Annotated in this window: 17 protein-coding genes and 1 tRNA gene; 9 read left to right on the top strand and 9 right to left on the bottom strand. The window is 61.3% G+C overall.

Annotation, left to right across the window (positions count from 1 at the left end; all coding sequences use genetic code 11):
* Positions 1-42 precede the first annotated feature (42 nt).
* From FHX16_RS06900 to FHX16_RS06885, 4 genes are read left to right on the top strand one after another with little or no spacing between them, the layout of a single operon-like run.
* Positions 43-1131, top strand: a complete 1089-nt coding sequence (locus FHX16_RS06900) for a fatty acid desaturase family protein (RefSeq protein WP_183863672.1) — start codon at positions 43-45, stop codon at positions 1129-1131.
* A 33-nt stretch (positions 1132-1164) separates the two neighbouring features.
* On the top strand, positions 1165-1479 hold the full coding sequence (locus FHX16_RS06895) for a MocE family 2Fe-2S type ferredoxin (RefSeq protein ID WP_016556536.1): 315 nt from the start codon (positions 1165-1167) through the stop codon (positions 1477-1479).
* A 10-nt stretch (positions 1480-1489) separates the two neighbouring features.
* Positions 1490-2716 (top strand): NAD(P)/FAD-dependent oxidoreductase, encoded by a 1227-nt coding sequence (locus tag FHX16_RS06890; protein WP_183863671.1) that lies wholly within the window; start codon positions 1490-1492, stop codon positions 2714-2716.
* A 29-nt stretch (positions 2717-2745) separates the two neighbouring features.
* On the top strand, positions 2746-3543 hold the full coding sequence (locus FHX16_RS06885) for a 3-methyl-2-oxobutanoate hydroxymethyltransferase (RefSeq protein ID WP_183863670.1): 798 nt from the start codon (positions 2746-2748) through the stop codon (positions 3541-3543).
* Positions 3544-3572: 29 nt separating this feature from the next.
* Here the strand turns inward: FHX16_RS06885 and FHX16_RS06880 are convergent, their stop codons facing one another.
* The 4 genes from FHX16_RS06880 to FHX16_RS06865 all read right to left on the bottom strand — a co-directional run bounded on the left by FHX16_RS06880 (position 3573) and on the right by FHX16_RS06865 (position 5786).
* Complete coding sequence (locus tag FHX16_RS06880; RefSeq protein WP_183755229.1) at positions 3573-3995, bottom strand: hypothetical protein; 423 nt, start codon at positions 3993-3995, stop codon at positions 3573-3575.
* Between the two features lie 16 nt (positions 3996-4011).
* The gene (locus FHX16_RS06875; protein ID WP_183755230.1) at positions 4012-4326 is read right to left on the bottom strand and encodes a hypothetical protein; all 315 of its coding nucleotides are present in this window, start codon (positions 4324-4326) and stop codon (positions 4012-4014) included.
* Between the two features lie 147 nt (positions 4327-4473).
* Positions 4474-4550, bottom strand: a tRNA-Arg gene (locus FHX16_RS06870).
* 72 nt (positions 4551-4622) lie between these two features.
* Entirely contained in the window at positions 4623-5786 is a 1164-nt protein-coding gene (locus FHX16_RS06865) for a M20 aminoacylase family protein (protein WP_183863668.1), read from the bottom strand.
* A 157-nt stretch (positions 5787-5943) separates the two neighbouring features.
* Between FHX16_RS06865 and FHX16_RS06860 the strand changes: the two genes are divergently transcribed.
* Together FHX16_RS06860 and FHX16_RS06855 are read left to right on the top strand one after the other, a co-directional pair.
* On the top strand, positions 5944-7071 hold the full coding sequence (locus tag FHX16_RS06860; RefSeq protein ID WP_183863667.1) for a D-alanyl-D-alanine carboxypeptidase family protein: 1128 nt from the start codon (positions 5944-5946) through the stop codon (positions 7069-7071).
* Between the two features lie 12 nt (positions 7072-7083).
* The gene (locus FHX16_RS06855; RefSeq protein WP_183863666.1) at positions 7084-8235 is read left to right on the top strand and encodes a GTP-binding protein; all 1152 of its coding nucleotides are present in this window, start codon (positions 7084-7086) and stop codon (positions 8233-8235) included.
* Position 8236: 1 nt separating this feature from the next.
* Here FHX16_RS06855 and FHX16_RS06850 read toward each other — a convergent pair whose 3' ends face one another.
* The 5 genes from FHX16_RS06850 to FHX16_RS06830 all read right to left on the bottom strand — a co-directional run bounded on the left by FHX16_RS06850 (position 8237) and on the right by FHX16_RS06830 (position 12028).
* Positions 8237-8461 (bottom strand): sulfurtransferase TusA family protein, encoded by a 225-nt coding sequence (locus FHX16_RS06850; protein WP_183863665.1) that lies wholly within the window; start codon positions 8459-8461, stop codon positions 8237-8239.
* Between the two features lie 4 nt (positions 8462-8465).
* The gene (locus FHX16_RS06845; protein ID WP_183863664.1) at positions 8466-9689 is read right to left on the bottom strand and encodes a murein L,D-transpeptidase family protein; all 1224 of its coding nucleotides are present in this window, start codon (positions 9687-9689) and stop codon (positions 8466-8468) included.
* A 187-nt stretch (positions 9690-9876) separates the two neighbouring features.
* Positions 9877-10830: an acetyl-CoA carboxylase carboxyltransferase subunit alpha gene (locus FHX16_RS06840; protein WP_259126863.1), complete on the bottom strand. Its 954-nt coding sequence runs from the start codon at positions 10828-10830 to the stop codon at positions 9877-9879.
* 63 nt (positions 10831-10893) lie between these two features.
* Positions 10894-11847, bottom strand: a complete 954-nt coding sequence (gene xerD, locus FHX16_RS06835; RefSeq protein WP_183863663.1) for a site-specific tyrosine recombinase XerD — start codon at positions 11845-11847, stop codon at positions 10894-10896.
* Positions 11848-11851: 4 nt separating this feature from the next.
* Positions 11852-12028, bottom strand: coding sequence for a hypothetical protein (locus tag FHX16_RS06830; protein WP_183755237.1), 177 nt, complete (start codon positions 12026-12028; stop codon positions 11852-11854).
* 146 nt (positions 12029-12174) lie between these two features.
* Here FHX16_RS06830 and FHX16_RS06825 point away from each other — a divergent pair, with 146 nt between their 5' ends.
* The 3 genes from FHX16_RS06825 to FHX16_RS06815 are packed head-to-tail and all read left to right on the top strand — an operon-like array spanning position 12175 to position 15199.
* The gene (locus FHX16_RS06825) at positions 12175-12765 is read left to right on the top strand and encodes a shikimate kinase (protein ID WP_259126862.1); all 591 of its coding nucleotides are present in this window, start codon (positions 12175-12177) and stop codon (positions 12763-12765) included.
* On the top strand, positions 12762-13892 hold the full coding sequence (aroB, locus tag FHX16_RS06820; protein WP_259126861.1) for a 3-dehydroquinate synthase: 1131 nt from the start codon (positions 12762-12764) through the stop codon (positions 13890-13892). The genes FHX16_RS06825 and aroB overlap by 4 nt, the downstream gene beginning before the upstream one ends.
* Positions 13889-15199 carry an HlyC/CorC family transporter gene (locus tag FHX16_RS06815; RefSeq protein ID WP_183863660.1) on the top strand — a complete coding sequence of 437 codons (1311 nt, stop codon included), beginning with the start codon at positions 13889-13891 and terminating at the stop codon, positions 15197-15199. The genes aroB and FHX16_RS06815 overlap by 4 nt, the downstream gene beginning before the upstream one ends.
* The last annotated feature ends 3 nt before the right edge of the window (positions 15200-15202 follow it).

Genomic DNA, 15202 nt, shown 5'->3' with positions numbered 1-15202 from the left:
TCGTCTGCACAGGCCGGGAGGAATGACATGCGGGAGGTTGCGATGGCGGATCAGACGAGGAAGCGGGACTATAGCCTGCTCGGCGAAAGCGGCCGGACGGCCGTCGATATGGGCCTGGCGGCCGCCGAGTGGTATCACACCGAGGTTCCGCGCAAGGAGATGAAGGCGCTGATGCAGCGCTCCGACGCGCCGGCCATTCGCGACACGATCATTTGGCTCGGTGCGATGATTCTACTTGCCGGGCTTGGCGTCTATTTCTGGGGCTCCTGGCTCTGTGTGCCCTTTTTCCTTGCCTATGGAGTGCTTTACGGTTCGGCATCCGATAGCCGCTGGCATGAGTGCGGTCATGGCACAGCTTTCAAGACGCGCTGGATGAACGATGCGGTCTATCAGATCGCCTGCTTCATGATCATGCGCAATCCGGTGACCTGGCGCTGGAGCCATACGCGCCATCACACCGATACGGTGATCGTTGGCCGGGATCCCGAAATTGCCGTGATGCGCCCGCCGGATCTGCTGCGGCTGATCCTCAATTTCTTCGGCATTCTCGATGTCTGGCATGCCATGGTGGACATGCTGCGCAATGCCTTCGGCGTCATCAGTGCGGAAGAGAAAACCTTCATCCCCGAGATGGAGCAGCCGCGCGCCATCTTCATCGCCCGCATCTGGCTCGCCATCTATGTCGTGGCGATTGCCGCCGCTATTGCGATGGGGTCTGTCCTGCCGCTGGTGTTGATCGGTCTGCCGCGGCTCTATGGGGCATGGCATCACGTATTGACCGGCCTGCTGCAGCACGGTGGCCTCGCTGACAATGTCATCGACCATCGTCTGAACAGCCGCACCGTCCATATGAATCCGATCAGCCGGTTCATCTACTGGAACATGAACTACCACGTCGAGCATCACATGTTCCCGATGGTGCCCTATCATGCGTTGCCGCGCCTGCATGCCATGATCAAGCACGACCTGCCCGCGGCAAACCCGTCGATGTGGTCAGGCTATCGAGAGATGATCCCGGCGTTCCTGCGCCAGCTGCGCAACGAAGACTATTTCCTCAAGCGTGAGCTGCCAACGACAGCGCGGCCTTATCGCGAGGAGTTCCATGCCGAGCTTGCGCCGGCCGCCCAATAGAGCAGCACCAGACATGAAGCATGGGAGGACAAGATGAGCGGAAATTGGATCGAGGTCTGTGCGGTCGAGGACATCGACGAGGAAGATGTCATGCGGTTCGATCATCAGGGCAGAACGTTTGCCGTCTACCGCAGTCCGGATGACGAGTTCTTCGCAACAGACGGGCTCTGCACCCACGAGCAGGTCCATTTGGCCGATGGCCTCGTCATGGACGAGATCATCGAGTGTCCCAAGCACAATGGCCGCTTCAACTACAAGACGGGGCAGGCCAAGGGAGCGCCGGTCTGCGTCAACCTCGCTACCTACCCCGTGAAGGTCGAAGACGGCGCTGTCTTCATTTCCATCTGAGGAGGCCGTCATGACCCATTTCGTCATCGTCGGGGCCGGGGAATGCGGCGCACGCGCGGCGTTTGCCCTGCGCGAAAAAGAGTTTGACGGCGAGATCACGCTGATTGGAAGCGAATCCCTTGCGCCCTATGAACGACCGCCGCTTTCAAAGGCGGTCGTTGGAGGGGCCGCGGGGCCGAAGTTTATCGCCGAGCCGGAGAGATATGCGGCGAGTGGCATCCGCCTGCTGACCGGCGTGACGGTAGAGGACGTTGATCCCGAGGCAAAGGCGGTTACGCTTTCCGACGGCAGCTCCATCACTTATGACAGGATTCTGCTCGCGACCGGCGCTCGCGCGCGGGCATTTCCCGGGATTGCCGAGAATAGCAAGCACATCCGCGCGCTCCGCACCCATGCGGACGCGGAAGCTCTTCGCAAAGCGATGATGCCCGGAAAGCATATCCTGATCATCGGCGGCGGTTTTATCGGCCTCGAGCTTGCCGCAACGGCGCGCGCGCTCGGAACCGAGGTGACGGTTCTCGAAGGCCTGGAGCGCGTGCTGAAGCGCGGCGTGGCGGAGGAGGTCGCAGGCGCGATCTGCGAGCGGCATCTGCTTGAGGGCGTCGACATCCGCTGTGGCGTCGCGATCACGGCGATGGCCGAGGAGGGTAGCAAGGCGATCATCCACCTCGCCGATGGCGACACGATCAGCGCGGATCTCGTGCTCGTCGGGATTGGCGCCACACCGAATACGGAGCTTGCGGCGCGCGCCGGTCTCCAGATCGACAATGGCATTGCCGTGGACGAATTTCTGCGCAGTTCGGCGCCTGATGTCTACGCAGCCGGCGACTGCTGCTCTTTTCCGCTGGCGATCTATGGCGGCCGCCGCGTACGGCTCGAATCCTGGCGGAATGCGCAGGAGCAGGGGGCTCTGGCCGCCGCCAACATGATGGGGCTCGGCGAAGCCGTGTCCGCCGTTCCCTGGTTCTGGTCCGACCAATATGACGTAACGCTGCAGATTGCCGGCCTGGCAGAGGGCGCCGTCCAGCACTTGCGCCGGGACCTCGGCGACGGCGCCTTCATTCTCTTTCATCTCGATCAGGCCGGCCGGCTGCTGGCGGCCAGCGGCATCGGTCGCGGCAACATCGTCGCCCGCGATATCCGGCTTGCCGAGATGCTGATCGCGGCGCGCGCGCATCCGGATCCGGCCGCGCTGGTCGCAAGCAGCGTCAAACTGAAATCTCTCCTGGCCGCCTGACGGGCGGTGGCATTCTCAAGGTATTGGTGATGGGCAAACAACTGCGACCGACTGTGCATGATCTCCTGTCGATGAAGGGCAAGCGGCAGCTCAGCATGTTGCGCGTCGTGTCACTCGAGGAGGCCGAGGCCGCCGAGGCGGCCGGCATCGACCTGATTTCCGTCCCGCCAGAACTCCTCTTCGATCCGCGATTTCGTGATGCCGCCCCCGGGCGCTTTGCGATTCCCGGCGGCGAATACGGCCAGAGCGGTGCGACCCCGGATGAGATCCTGCGCTCCGCCGTGAAAATGCGGGCGGCCTCCGCCGATGCCGTCTATTGTGCAGCCAGTCTGCAGACGATCCGGCGGTTGCGTGACGAATATATTCCGGTCTGCGGGCACACCGGGCTCATCCCATCGCATTCCACCTGGACGGGCGGCTTTCGCGCCGTGGGCAAGACGGCGCAATCCGCCGCCTTCGTCTATAGGCAAGTGAAGGATCTGGAAGCCGCCGGCGCGTTCAGCGCCGAGATCGAGGTCGTGCCGGCCGAGGTGGCGGCGGCGATTTCGGAGCGCACGTCGATGCTGATGATCTCGATGGGCGCCGGCAGCGGATGCGACGCGCAGTACCTCTTCTCCGAAGATGTGCTAGGCCTCAACCGCGGGCACTATCCGCGCCACGCCAAGGTCTATCGCAATCTTGCCGCCGAATACGACCGCATCCAGGCGGAACGGATCGCGGCATTCCGCGAATATGCCGCCGACATTGCCGGCGGCGCGTATCCGGAGGAGCGGCATCGGGTGCCTGTCGATACCGACGAACTGGCCGCGTTTCTGTCTGGACTCTGAGCCGTCGGGTGTCGGGTGCTCCCGTCAGCTCATTGCCAGACCACCTGGTCGGCGAAGTCGGGGTCGGCCTTGACCTTCTCGGCCGCCGCGCAGGCTTCCGACGGATCGTCGGACAGCGCGGCCAGTTCACCGCCGACGAGAATGCCATAGATCACCAGGATGTGCTTGTCGTGATAGTCCTTCTGGGCATCGCTCATCTTGGCCGCGTCGGCCGGCGCAAGCGCCTCGAAGGCCTTTCCCATTTTTGCACCGTCGAGCGTAAATCCCAGGCAGACGTCGGCAATCGCCGTCTGGTAGGCGACAAGTTGAAGTTTGGTCTGCTGTTCCTGCGTCAGCGCGCGTTCCAGCAGGTCGATCGCGTGCAAGCGAACGAAGCCGCTGGTCGGGGTTTCGGCAAAGGAGGGCGAAGCGGCTCCCAGGCATGCGGCGAGTGCTGCTACCAGTCGTCTCATCTCGGTTTCCTCGCAATCAGAATAGCCGGTTGGTCCAGGTCGGCAGAAAATCGCCGTCGGGATTGAAGCAGGCGCCCTGCCTTGGATAGCAGATGACGTCGCGGGCGGGACTGAAGGGCGCGCTGCGAGGCGGATAGGGCGGTGGCGGAGGAATGTACTGGTTTTGATGTACATGATCATGCGAGGCGGCTGAAGCGGCAATGCCGCCTAGCAGCAGGCCCCCGACCAGGGCGGCAGTATCATCGGAATGCCAGCTGCGTGCCGAACTGGATGCCGGCAATGCGGTCGCTACAAGAGAGCATAGAAGCAACGTCATCGAAATTCGAAGCATAGAACGTCCCCCGGGAAACAATGACGCCGTGCAATCTATGTCGCTAATGCAATCGAGGCAAGAATTGTGTGGGGAAGGAATGTCAATCGAGAAATGATAGCGACAGCTGGCGCGAAGCGCCAAAACCTCGTCTACTAGCGAAAACAGTGGTGATCCCGACGCGATTCGAACGCGTGACCCCCAGATTAGGAATCTGGTGCTCTATCCTGCTGAGCTACGGGACCACTTGAGCGTCATGCATACAAAAGGCTTGGCCGGAAGCCAAGCTCTTTTGCATGTGTTGGATGAAGTGAATTTCAGTCGCCGAGGCGCTGTTCGGCGAGCCGCACCCAGTAGGAAATGCCGTGGGTGATGGTTTCGTCGTTGAAATCGTAGGCGGGGTTGTGCAGGCCTGCGGTATCGCCATTGCCGATGAAGATGAAGGCGCCGGGGCGGGCGTTCAGCATGTAGGAGAAATCCTCGCCGCCCATCAGCGGGTCGATCTCGGCGTTGACGTTGCCCGCGCCGGCGATCTCGCCGGCAATGCGGACGGCGTGTCCGGTTTCCGTCGCGTGGTTGTAGGTGACGGGGTAGTTCCGGTTGAAATTGATATCGACTTCGGCACCGTGGGCGGCAACGAGGCCGTTGACGATCTCTTTCAATCGGGTTTCGGCAAGGTTGCGCACCTCTTCGTCGAGCGTGCGCACGGTGCCGGCGATCGTTGCGTCGTTCGGGATGACGTTGTGCGCGAAGCCGGCGTTGAACTTGGTGACCGAAACGACGATCGAGCGCAACGGGTCGACATTTCGGGAGGCGATGAGTTGCAGGTTGCTGACGACCTGGGCGCCGATGGTGATCGGATCGATCGTGCGGTGCGGCTGTGCGGCATGGCCGCCGCGGCCCTTGATGGTGATGGTGAATTCGTCGGTGGCCGCCATGATCGCGCCGCTGCGGATGGCGAAATGTCCGACCGGTAGACCCGGCAGATTGTGCATGCCATAGACCTCTTCGATGCCGAAGCGCTCCATCATGCCGTCCTTGACCATCAGGTTGCCGCCGCCGCCGCCTTCTTCAGCCGGCTGAAAGATGACCGCGATATTGCCGTTGAAGTTGCGCGTTTCGGCCAGATATTTCGCCGCGCCGAGCAGCATGGCGGTGTGGCCATCATGGCCGCAGGCGTGCATCTTGCCTGGCGTGGTCGAAGCCCATGGCTTGCCGCTGATTTCCGTCAGCGGCAAGGCGTCCATGTCGGCGCGCAGGCCGATCGTGCGGCTGCCTTCACCCTTGCCCTTGATCAGGCCCACGACGCCCGTTCTGCCGAGGCCGGTGACGATCTCGTCGACGCCAAATTCCTTGAGTTTTTCGGCAACGAAGGCGGCGGTGTTCTCGACGGCGAAGAGAAGTTCGGGACGCGCGTGGATATGCCGGCGCCACTCTGTCACCTCGTCCTGAAGTTCGGCGGCTCTGTTCAAAATCGGCATGTCAGCTTCCTGTCGTGAAATCGAAACGGGGACGGAACCGGGTCGCGGGGACACGATGCCGCAGAAATAACTTAATCAAGGCCCTTTGCCATGTCATGGCCATATACGTTAAATAGGGGAAACTTTCGAGACTTCCGGACATCTTTAAGGACGAACCGTGTCGACGCGCCAGAATCGCTTGCTTGCCGCCTTGCGGCCGCTTTCAATCGCAGCTTCCGCAGCCGCCATCGCTCTCTCGGCCACAGCGCAGGCTTATGCGAACCCACACATCCTGGTCGATGTGCAAAGCGGCCGCGTGCTGGAGCATGACGAGGCTTTCCGCAAGTGGTATCCGGCGTCACTGACCAAGCTGATGACGGTCTACACGGTCTTCGATGCGGTTCGCGCCGGCCAGATCAGCCTCGATACCCCCATCGTGATGAGCAAGCGGGCGGCGGCCCAGCCGCCGGCGAAGATGTATTTCAAACCGGGACAGAAGCTGACGCTCGATAGCGCGTTGAAGATCCTGATGGTGAAGTCGGCAAATGACATCGCGGTTGCGGTTGCCGAGGCCGTTGGCGGCACGCAGGAAGCCTTCGTGCTGAAGATGAATGCCGAGGCGGCGAAGCTTGGCATGAACGATTCGCATTTCGTCAATCCGAACGGCCTGCCCGGCAAGGGCCAGTACACGACGGCACGCGATCTTGCGGTTCTTTCCGTCGCGCTGCGCCGTGACTTCCCGCAATATGCCGGATACTTCTCGCTCGAGGGCATCACGACCGGCACGAAGAACGTACCGAGCATCAACGTCCTGATTGGACGCTTCGCCGGCGCCGACGGCATGAAGACGGGCTTCATCTGTGCTTCGGGGTTCAATCAGATTGCTTCGGCGACCCGTAACGGCCGTACCTTGATCTCCGTCGTGCTCGGCACCGATAGTCTGGCTGCTCGCGCGGATGCGTCCGCCGACTTGCTGCAGAAGGGCTTCACCTCGCAGTTTTCCGCGCCCGATACGCTCACTTCCTTGCAACCCTACGGGCCGGGCCAGGACCAGGTCACGGATATCACCGCCGATATCTGCAGCGCCAAGGGCGCCAAGGTCCGCAGTGAAACGCGCGATGAAGTCGGTCGCATGAAGGTTCAGTCGCCCTATATCCAGGAAATGGACCACGAGCCGAACTTCGTCTTTGCCGGTCTCATTCCGGGTCAGAACGAGCCGCAGCCCGACAAGCTGGCAACCGCCGAGACCGCAGGAACGATTGCCAACGTGCCGGTGCCGCTGCCACGTCCTGCCACCTCCTTCTAAGGTCAATTCGCGATGAGCGCAGCTTCCAATCGAATCCCGGTCACCATCCTGACCGGCTTTCTTGGCGCCGGCAAATCCACCCTGCTGAACCGGATCCTCAAGGATTCGGCGATGAAGGACGCTGCCGTCATCATCAACGAGTTCGGGGATGTCGGCATCGATCATCTGCTGGTGGAAAGCTCCGGCGACGCCATCATTGAACTGTCGGATGGCTGCCTTTGCTGCACCGTGCGCGGCGAGTTGGTCGATACGCTCGCCAACTTGATGGATGCGGTGCAGACCGGCCGCGTCAAGCCGGTGAAGCGCGTCGTCATTGAGACCACAGGGCTGGCAGATCCGGCACCGGTCATGCAGGCGATCATGGGCAACCCTGTTATCGCCACGAATTTCGATCTCGATGGCATCGTAACGGTGGTCGATGCGGTCAACGGTTCGCAGACCCTCGATAATCACGAGGAGGCGGTGAAGCAGGCCGCGGTTGCTGATCGGCTGGTTCTCTCGAAGCGGGCTATGGCGTCGCCGGAAGGATTGCTTGCTTTAGAAAAGCGCCTTTATGCGCTCAATCCGCGCGCGGCACTGATGGATGCCGATAGCGTCGAGGCTGGCCAGGCAAGCCTTCTCGTCAACGGCCTCTATGATCCTGCCAGCAAGATTGCCGACGTTGGTCGCTGGCTGCGGGACGAAGATGCCCACGCGCACCACCATGATCACCATCATCACGGGGCGGGCGGCCACCACCATCATCATGGGCACGATCATCAGGATCCGCATGACGTGAACCGTCATGACGCTTCGATCCGATCCTTCTCGATCGTCGAGGACAAGCCGATCGACCCGATGGCGCTTGACATGTTCATCGATCTCTTGCGGTCGGCGCACGGCGAAAAACTACTGCGGATGAAGGCGATCGTCGCTGTCTCAGACCGCCCGGATCGTCCACTGGTCCTTCACGGCGTGCAGAGCATCTTCCATCCGCCGTCGCGGCTGCCGGCCTGGCCGGACCCCGAGGACCGTCGCACGCGCATGGTGCTGATCACCAAGGATCTGCCGGAGGCCTTCGTCAAGGATCTGTTCGATGCGTTTCTTGGCAAGCCGCGCATCGATACGCCGGATCGAGCGGCGCTGAACGACAATCCGCTCGCTGTGCCGGGAATGCGGTTCTGAGCTATCCCTTGCGGATGAGGAAGCGGTGGCCGGCTTCGGTCTTTTCCGCCTCGATCAGCTGGTGGCCGTCTTCGTTGCAGAAGTGGGGAATGTCGATACCGGCGAGCGGATCCGTGGTTTCGACCTGGATCAACGCGCCGCTCGGCAGCGAGGACATCTTGCGGCGGGTCTTCAGCACCGGTAGCGGGCATTTCAGCCCGCGCAAATCGTAGAGAATGGCGCTCACGCCATCAGTCCTTGCCCCAGAACTTCCAGAACGGCTTCTTCGAGGCGACTTCGACAGGCTCAGGCTGTTCCACCGGCGCGAAGGCGAGCGGGCTCGGCGTGGGGACTGGAACCTGGGCCGGAATAGCAGCAGCGACGGCAATCGCCTTTGCTTCCGACGTTGCTGGCGCCGCGCCCGGTGCCGCGTTCGCGGCGACCGTGGATGCGGTCTTGCTCGCCATCATCTCTTCCAGATCCGCGACCTTCACCATCTTGCCGGCTTCGAGCGACGTGCCCGTTGGTGCGTAGGCCAATTCGCGACCCTTCCTGAGCTTTGCGACCACCGCCTTGCGTTCGGCTTCGCTCGGGTCGTACCAAGCCATGCCGTCGTATTTCTTTACGGCCTTGGCGTAGTCGGCGTCATAGGTCTTGCCGTAGGAGGCAAGGGCAGCGGTCAGTGCCGGCGGCGTCGACATCGCCGGGCACGCGCCGGCTGGACTGAAGGTGCCGTTGCCGGTTGCCTGCTGGTTGAAGACGTACTTCTTCTCGCAGACGTTCACTTCTGGAGGACGCTTGGTGACCTCGAAGTTGTCGTAGCCGACCTTCAGCATGTTCCAGAATTCGATGTTCGAGTTCAGACGATGCCGGACCATGTTTTCCGCCGTCATGCGGAAGGGGAAGGCTTGAAGCTGCACTGTCGACTGGCCGCCGGAAAAGGCGTCACGGGCGAAGGCGTAGATCTCGAGCACCTGCTGGTCGGTCATCGAGTAGCAGCCCGACGACGAGCAGGCGCCATGGATCATTAGATTGGTACCGCTGCGGCCATTGATAGCGTCGTAGCGGTTCGGAAAGCCGGTATTGATCGCCAGATAATATTTCGAATTCGGATTCAGGTTGGCGCGCGTCAGCTCGTAGAAGCCTTCCGGCGCCTGCCGGTCACCCTCTTTCACCTTGGGACCGAGGCGACCGGACCAGGCGCAGATCTTGTAGTCGGCGATCTTGTCGAAGCGATTGTCGGTCTTCGCCTTCCAGATCTCCAACGCGCCTTCTTCCTTGAAGATGCGGATCATGATCGGCGAATTGCGCTGCATCCCCTTGGCCGACATTTCGGACAGGATCTTCGGCGGAAGCGGCTGCTCGACCTTGTTCTTGACTCTCGAGAGGTCGACCTGGGCGGTTTCCAATGCGTCGTTGCAGCCGGCGAGCGCCAGCGCCATCAGGGAAACATATGCAAAATGACGAATGCGCATTCAAAATAGCCCATCAACAGTATGCAACCTGGCCCCAGATGCGGAGCGAATCATAGGCTGACTATGGTTCACAAACTCTTAGCAGCCTATGAAGCGCGCTCGCGTCCCCCGCAAGTAGGAATGTTACTGATAACATTATTGTGGCCAAGGTTTGGCCTCATTCACAGGGCATCTGCGCGCTTGTGCACTACAAATTGCGGCCCATGTTGAGAAACTTCTGCCGGCGATCGTTGCGGAGCTGCTCGCCGGCGCGGTTGGAAAGCTCACCAAGCGCGTTGGCGATGACATCGCCCGTTGCGGCAATGACGCTGTCGGGATCACGGTGGGCGCCGCCGAGCGGCTCGCTGATGATGCCGTCGATGATGCCGAGCGCCTTCAGGTCGTCGGACGTGATCTTCATGTTGGTGGCGGCTTCGCGGGCACGGGCGGAATCGCGCCAGAGGATCGAGGCTGCACCTTCCGGCGAAATGACGCTGTAGATCGCGTGCTCGAGCATGTAAACGCGGTTGCCGGTGGCGATCGCGATGGCGCCGCCCGAGCCGCCTTCGCCGATGACGACAGAGACGATCGGCACCTTCACCGAAAGACACATCTCGGTCGAACGGGCAATGGCCTCCGCCTGGCCGCGTTCTTCGGCGCCGACGCCCGGATAGGCGCCTGCCGTATCGACGAGGGTGATGACGGGGAGACCGAAGCGATCAGCCATCTCGAGAACGCGGATTGCCTTGCGGTAACCCTCCGGGCGGGCGCTGCCGAAATTGTGCTTCAGGCGGCTCTTGGTGTCATTGCCCTTTTCCTGGCCGAGAACGGCGACAGGCTGGCCGCGGAAACGGGCAAGGCCTGCCTGGATCGCAGCATCCTCGGAAAACTTTCGGTCGCCGGCAAGCGGTGTGAATTCCTGAAACAGCGTCTTGGCGTAGTCGACGAAATGCGGTCGCTGCGGATGGCGCGCGACCTGCGTCTTCTGCCAAGCGTTGAGCTTCGAATAGATATCGACCATCGCCTCGCGAACGCGAACTTCGAGCCTGCCGATTTCATCTGACGTGTCGATGCTCTCGTCTTCGGTCGCGAGCTTCTTCAGTTCGATGATCTTGCCTTCGAGGTCGGAGATCGGCTTTTCGAAGTCGAGATAGTTGTGCATGAGGTGCGTTTCCGTTCCTTTTGCCGGGGCTGCTATTCCTAAGCGCGCCCTTTGTTGCCGGTCCTATTCCTGCTTTTTGGCCTGTTTGGCAAGGGGGTGGTGCGTTTGGACCAGTTGTTGAAGCCGTTCCTCCAACACATGCGTATAAATTTGCGTGGTTGAAATGTCTGAGTGACCGAGCAGTTCCTGAACGACGCGAAGATCCGCGCCATTGGCGAGAAGATGACTTGCGAATGCATGCCGCATGACGTGCGGCGAGATCATAGATGGGGTGAGACCTGCCCGGATCGCAAGATTTTTCAAGTCTCGCGCAAAGACCTGACGCGGCAGATAGCCTTCCTTGGAAGCTGCGGGGAACAGCCAGGGACCTTCCTGCGGCACTTTGGCGGCGGCGTTCTCGGTTGCAAGCATCCTGCCGTAGAGCTTCATTGCAACGATCGCCGACTGCGACAGCGGCACAAGCCGTTCCTTGTTGCCTTTGCCACGGATCATCAGGAAGCGTCCGTCCTGGTCGAGTACGCGGGCAGGAAGCGAGACGAGTTCGCTGACACGCATCCCCGTCGCGTAGAGCAACTCGAGAAGGGCCAGCATCCGTAGCCGCTGAAGCTGGCCGGGCGCTGGATCTTGTGCTTCGGTTTCCGCCTGCTCCAGCAGCCGACCGACTTCGTCGACTCCCATCGTCTTCGGAAGCGCGCGGCCCTTCTTCGGCGCGTCGAGAATGCCGGTTGGATCGTCGGTGCGTAGGCCCTCGGCATAGAGGAACTTGTAGAACTGGCGCATCGCCGCCAGTCGCCGCGCCTGGGAAGAGGGCTTGAACCCTTTGGCGCCGAGCGAGGAGAGATAGGCCGAAAGGTCCGCCGATGTCGCCTCCAGCAGCCGCACGCCCTTGCCGTTCAGGAAGCTGTGCAGATCGTCGAGGTCGCGCTCATAGGACGAAAGCGTATTAGCCGCAGCACCCCGCTCAGCGCTCATCATTTCCAGAAAGGCTTCGACGTGAGCCCAGCCGAGATCCTTCATGGTCTCACTTCTTGGACGGGTTGATGGCGCCGGTGGCGGGCGGATTGACCCGCTCGGACGGAAGGCGGATCGTCACGTCGCGCTCCTGCGGCTCGACAAAAACAACCAATGCCCACATCGTTCCGTATATCGCACCGGCGATGATCGCCAATATGGCGAGAAAACGGAACAAACTCGGCATTCAGCAACTCCATGGCTCTGCTTCTTTATGAAGAAGCATGTTTGCAAGTGCAAGAAGCTGCATTTGGACCACGTTTCCCTTGCGCGCGACTTGACGCTCCACCTGCATTTGTCGATACCGTTCGAAAACAAAGTGTGAATGGACCAATGAGCGACTCAGTTCTGACCGTTGCCGAAAGCTTGAAAGACAGGGCTCGCGCTGCGCTTGGTTCTCGCAACCTGATCCTGGTCGGACTGATGGGCGCGGGCAAATCTTCTGTCGGACGGATCGTTGCACATCAGCTTGGCATTCCTTTCGTCGACAGCGATGCCGAGATCGAGAAGGTCTCGCGCATGTCGATCACCGAGCTCTTTGCCGCTTACGGGGAAGAAGAATTTCGCGCGCTCGAAACCCGCGTCATGAAGCGTCTTCTGAAGAACGGGCCGCGCGTTGTTTCCACCGGTGGCGGCGCCTTCATCAACGACCGGACGCGCAAGCATATCAAGAAGGGTGGTATTTCCGTCTGGCTGAAGGCGGATCTTGAGGTTCTCTGGGAGCGCGTCTGCAAGCGCGATACTCGGCCGCTGCTCAAGACAGAGAACCCGAAGCAGACCCTCGAAAGCCTGATGAACGCGCGCTATCCGATCTACGAACTCGCCGACCTCACTGTCCTCTCGCGCGATGTGCGCAAGGAACTCATGGCAGAAGAGGTGCTCCAAGCCGTGATCGACGCCCGAACCGAAAGTGCAGCCAGATGAATGCGATTGCCCCTGCCTCCGAACGCAAGGTCCATGTGCCGCTCGGCGAGCGTACTTATGACATTCTGATCGGTCCCGGCCTGATCGCCCGCGCCGGTGCGGAGATCGCGTCGCGCCTCAAGGGCCGCAAGGCGGCAGTCGTCACCGACGAGCACGTGGCCCCGCTCTATTTGGATGCGCTGGTGCAAAGCCTCGAAGCAGCGGGCATCGCTTCGGCAACGCTTGTGCTGCCGGCAGGCGAGAAGACCAAGAGCTTCGAACACCTGATGACGGTTTGCGACAAGGTCCTTGAAGCGCGGATCGAGCGCAACGATTACGTGATTGCACTCGGCGGTGGCGTCATTGGCGATCTCACCGGCTTTGCGGCCGGCATCGTGCGCCGCGGCGTGCGTTTCGTGCAGGTGCCGACCTCACTGCTGTCGCAGGTCGACTCCTCGGTCGGCGGCAAGACGGGCATCAACAGCCGTCACGGCAAGAACCTGATCGGCGTTTTCCATCAGCCGGACCTGGTGCTTGCCGATACCGACGTCTTGAATTCACTGAGCGCTCGGGAATTTCGCGCCGGCTATGCCGAGGTCGCGAAGTACGGCCTGATCGACAAGCCTGATTTTTTCGCGTGGCTGGAAGCCAACTGGCAAGCGGTTTTTGCCGGGGGTGCGGCTCGGATCGAGGCGATTGCCACGAGTTGCCAGGCGAAGGCAGATGTCGTCGTCGCCGACGAGCGCGAGACCGGACAGCGAGCGCTTCTCAATCTCGGCCACACCTTCGGCCACGCATTGGAGGCGGCAACCGCCTATGACAGCGCGCGCCTCGTTCATGGCGAAGGCGTTTCGATCGGCATGGTCCTGGCGCACGAATTCTCGGCGCGCATGAACCTCGCAAGCCCGGATGACGCCCGCCGCGTCGAAACCCACCTGAAGGCCGTCGGCCTGCCGACCCGCATGTCGGAAATTCTCGGCGCGCTGCCGCCGGCCGAAGTCTTGATGGATGCGATCGCCCAAGACAAGAAGGTGAAGGGCGGCAAGCTGACCTTCATCCTGACGCGCGGCATCGGGCAGTCCTTTGTCGCCAATGATGTTCCCGCCTCGGAAGTGCTGAGCTTCCTCAAGGAGAAATACCCGCAATGACCCTCGAAGGCACGCTGGCATTTCTTTCCGTATACTGGCCGGAAATTGTCTCCATCGTGGCCCTCGTCCTCATGTCTGCGTTCTTTTCAGGTTCGGAAACGGCGCTGACTGCGGTGTCCCGCAGCCGCATTCACACACTCGAGGCCAATGGCGAGGAACGCGCAGGGATCGTGCGTCAGCTGATCGAGCGCCGGGACCGGCTGATCGGCGCCCTGCTGATCGGCAACAATCTTGCCAACATCCTCTCTTCGTCGCTGGCGACCAGCCTGTTCCTCGGGCTGTTTGGCAATTCGGGCGTCGCGCTCGCGACCCTCGCGATGACCGTCATTCTTGTCATTTTCGCCGAAGTCTTGCCGAAGAGCTGGGCGATCTCGACGCCGGATCGGTTTGCGCTGAACACCGCCTATGCGGTCAAGACGTTCGTCGCCGTCGTCGGCCCGTTGTCGTCTTTCGTCAATGCAATCGTTCGCCGGATTCTGTCGCTGTTCGGCATCAATCTCTCGCGCGAGGTTTCGATGCTCTCGGCGCACGAAGAACTGCGCGGCGCCGTCGACCTTCTGCACCGGGAGGGATCGGTCGTGAAGGCGGACCGCGACCGGTTGGGAGGCGTCCTTGATCTCGGCGAACTGGAACTCTCCGATATCATGGTGCACCGCATGGCGATGCGGGCGATCAATGCCGACGATCCACCCGAGGTGGTCGTGCGAACGATCCTCGAAAGCCCGTTCACCCGCATGCCGCTCTGGCGTGGGTCAACGGACAACATCATAGGCGTTGTGCACTCCAAGGATCTGCTGCGCGCGCTTGCCGAGCGTGATGCGGAGCCAGAGCATCTTGATATCAGCAAGATCGCCCAGAAGCCGTGGTTCGTGCCTGACAGTACGAGCCTGGAAGCGCAGCTGAATGCATTCCTGCGCCGCAAGCAGCATTTCGCGGTCGTCGTCGACGAGTATGGCGAGGTGCAAGGCATCGTGACGCTCGAGGACATCCTTGAGGAGATTGTCGGCGACATCGCCGACGAACACGACATCGATATCCAGGGGGTACGTCAGGAGGCGGATGGCTCGATCGTGGTCGACGGCAACGTGCCCATCCGCGATCTCAACCGCGCGCTCGACTGGCATTTGCCGGATGAGGAAGCGACGACGATTGCTGGCCTCGTCATCCACGAGTCGATGACGATCCCGGAGGAGCGGCAGGCCTTCACCTTCCACGACAAGCGCTTCATCGTGATGAAGCGCGAAAAGAACCGCATCACCAAACTTCGAATCCGGCCGGCAGAGGAAAACGAAGCAGGTCCGGCCTGAGGC

It is taken from the genome of Rhizobium sp. BK661 (assembly GCF_024808825.1).
In the GTDB taxonomy this organism is placed as follows: domain Bacteria; phylum Pseudomonadota; class Alphaproteobacteria; order Rhizobiales; family Rhizobiaceae; genus Rhizobium.
The sequence above is the reverse complement of the archived record's forward strand: the minus strand, read 5'-3'. Positions and strand labels throughout refer to the sequence as shown.

What these genes read in the sequence shown, in the direction of transcription:
- FHX16_RS06900 (WP_183863672.1), top strand. Translation starts at nt 43, where the DNA reads ATGGCGGATCAGACGAGGAAGCGGGACTATAGCCTGCTCGGCGAAAGC.
- FHX16_RS06895 (WP_016556536.1), top strand. Translation starts at nt 1,165, where the DNA reads ATGAGCGGAAATTGGATCGAGGTCTGTGCGGTCGAGGACATCGACGAG.
- FHX16_RS06890 (WP_183863671.1), top strand. Translation starts at nt 1,490, where the DNA reads ATGACCCATTTCGTCATCGTCGGGGCCGGGGAATGCGGCGCACGCGCG.
- FHX16_RS06885 (WP_183863670.1), top strand. Translation starts at nt 2,746, where the DNA reads ATGGGCAAACAACTGCGACCGACTGTGCATGATCTCCTGTCGATGAAG.
- FHX16_RS06880 (WP_183755229.1), bottom strand. Translation starts at nt 3,995, where the DNA reads ATGAGACGACTGGTAGCAGCACTCGCCGCATGCCTGGGAGCCGCTTCG.
- FHX16_RS06875 (WP_183755230.1), bottom strand. Translation starts at nt 4,326, where the DNA reads ATGCTTCGAATTTCGATGACGTTGCTTCTATGCTCTCTTGTAGCGACC.
- FHX16_RS06865 (WP_183863668.1), bottom strand. Translation starts at nt 5,786, where the DNA reads ATGCCGATTTTGAACAGAGCCGCCGAACTTCAGGACGAGGTGACAGAG.
- FHX16_RS06855 (WP_183863666.1), top strand. Translation starts at nt 7,084, where the DNA reads ATGAGCGCAGCTTCCAATCGAATCCCGGTCACCATCCTGACCGGCTTT.
- FHX16_RS06845 (WP_183863664.1), bottom strand. Translation starts at nt 9,689, where the DNA reads ATGCGCATTCGTCATTTTGCATATGTTTCCCTGATGGCGCTGGCGCTC.
- FHX16_RS06840 (WP_259126863.1), bottom strand. Translation starts at nt 10,830, where the DNA reads ATGCACAACTATCTCGACTTCGAAAAGCCGATCTCCGACCTCGAAGGC.
- xerD (WP_183863663.1), bottom strand. Translation starts at nt 11,847, where the DNA reads ATGAAGGATCTCGGCTGGGCTCACGTCGAAGCCTTTCTGGAAATGATG.
- FHX16_RS06830 (WP_183755237.1), bottom strand. Translation starts at nt 12,028, where the DNA reads ATGCCGAGTTTGTTCCGTTTTCTCGCCATATTGGCGATCATCGCCGGT.
- FHX16_RS06825 (WP_259126862.1), top strand. Translation starts at nt 12,175, where the DNA reads ATGAGCGACTCAGTTCTGACCGTTGCCGAAAGCTTGAAAGACAGGGCT.
- aroB (WP_259126861.1), top strand. Translation starts at nt 12,762, where the DNA reads ATGAATGCGATTGCCCCTGCCTCCGAACGCAAGGTCCATGTGCCGCTC.
- FHX16_RS06815 (WP_183863660.1), top strand. Translation starts at nt 13,889, where the DNA reads ATGACCCTCGAAGGCACGCTGGCATTTCTTTCCGTATACTGGCCGGAA.